Here is a 1,640-nt window from a genome sequence, read left to right as displayed (position 1 = left end):
CGTTGAGCGCGCAGCCGACGCTGACCCAGCCGGGCCAGGCCGAGTTTACTTCCAGCCTACAGATCGCGGCCGTACCTATGGTCACGATCGAGGGCGCGGCACAGCCGGTCCTGTTCGAGTCCGGATGCACGGCTGACGGACGTCTGGCCCTGCAGGGCGCTGCGAATTTTCGCTGTACCGCCACGCTGTACGCCCAAGGCAGGTTGGCCCTGCAAGGCGCCGCGACGATGGCGGGCCTGGCTTGCCTGACCTCGGCACCCGGGGCATATCGCATGGGGGAGGCGCCCGCCTACCTCACAAGCGCGCTTCTGGCCGACGGGGTGCGCATTCGCATGGGCGCGGCAACTGCTTTGATGGCATTTGCCGTGCACGCCGAACCTGCCACGAACGCCGCAGTCCCGGCACCTGCCATGCGGACCACGCGCGTCCAGCGCGTGATCCGCAGCGCGCGCATTCCAACTGACCTACGCACCATGAGGGCGACATGAGCCTAGCCACTTTTACCAAGCAACCGATCGAAAAGCTCGACTACGACGTCCTCTATGACGACTGGCTCACCCCAGGCGATGGACTCAAGTCGGTCGAACTCACGATCGACAAACCCGGCTTGACGTTGACGCACCAGAACGTTTCCACATTCGCGTTCAAGGCATGGCTCGCCGGCGGGGAGAACGGGGTGACTTACAAGGTCACGGTCACGGTCGAGACGGACGACGGACGTATCAAGCAGGACGAATTCAAAATCAAAGTCAAGGAGCAGTGATGACACAGATTTTTACCAACAACGCCGAATCAGTTCTTGCTGTTGGCATCACAGCCGCGGCAACGAGTATCACCGTCAAGGCCGGGGAGGGGGCGCTGTTCCCCAACCCGCTCGACGGCGACTACTTCCTGATCACTCTCCTGCAGCGCGTGGGCGGCATCGAGATGAACTGGGAGATTGTCAAATGCACCGCGCGCGCGGACGATGTACTGACGATCGAACGGTACATCGAAGGCAGCACGCCGCGCCCGTTCAACGCGGGCGACCCTGTCAGTCTGCGTCTCACCGCTGGCGCGATTCTGCCGGTATATAGAGGCGCCCTGACAGGCCCGGTGAACGAGGCGCCGACCGTCCCTATGGTCAGCTCCACGTCGATGGCGATCGCCGCGACTGGGGCGAACACGCTTGCGGTATCGGGCACCGCCGTCATTACCGCGTTCGATGCGATCGCACCCGGAGCGATTCGCCGGATGACATTCACCGGCGCGGCCACCTTCACCTACCACCCGGTTTCCATGCGCTTGATTGGTGGCGCCGACATCGTGACGGCGCCAGGCGATTGGGCGGAATGGATTTCCCTTGGTGGCGGCAGCTGGCAGATGATGAGCTACACCAGGGCGAACGGCGAGTCCGTCAAACCAATCAGCGCGGCCACCCAGGCGACGCTCGATCTGAAAGCGTCCTTGAGCGGCGTGGAGACGATGAGCGGCAAGACGCTGATCAACCCAACCGTAAAAAACTTCATCGAGTCCACGTATGCGCCGGCACCGGGCGCTTCGTTCGCGGTCGATCTTACCAACGGGACGGTGCAGAAGTTCACGACCACCGCAAACACGACGATCACATTGCCGGCATCCGTGGCAGGGAAAAGCTTTAC

The 1,640-nt window shown here is 62.7% G+C and carries 3 protein-coding genes; all 3 read left to right on the top strand.

Annotated elements, in window-relative coordinates; translation table 11 throughout:
- Positions 1–488, top strand: a 488-nt coding sequence (locus F2P46_RS35710; protein ID WP_208296921.1) for a hypothetical protein, incomplete at its 5' end; no start/stop codon positions are given.
- Entirely contained in the window at positions 485–763 is a 279-nt protein-coding gene (locus F2P46_RS35705) for a hypothetical protein (RefSeq protein WP_166899239.1), read from the top strand. The genes F2P46_RS35710 and F2P46_RS35705, both read left to right, overlap by 4 nt.
- A partial coding sequence (locus tag F2P46_RS35700) for a hypothetical protein (RefSeq protein WP_208296920.1) occupies positions 763–1,640 on the top strand: 878 nt, incomplete at its 3' end. The genes F2P46_RS35705 and F2P46_RS35700, both read left to right, overlap by 1 nt.

The organism is Massilia sp. CCM 8734 (assembly GCF_011682155.1).
GTDB lineage: Bacteria > Pseudomonadota > Gammaproteobacteria > Burkholderiales > Burkholderiaceae_D > Telluria_A > Telluria_A rubra.
The sequence above is the reverse complement of the archived record's forward strand: the minus strand, read 5'-3'. Positions and strand labels throughout refer to the sequence as shown.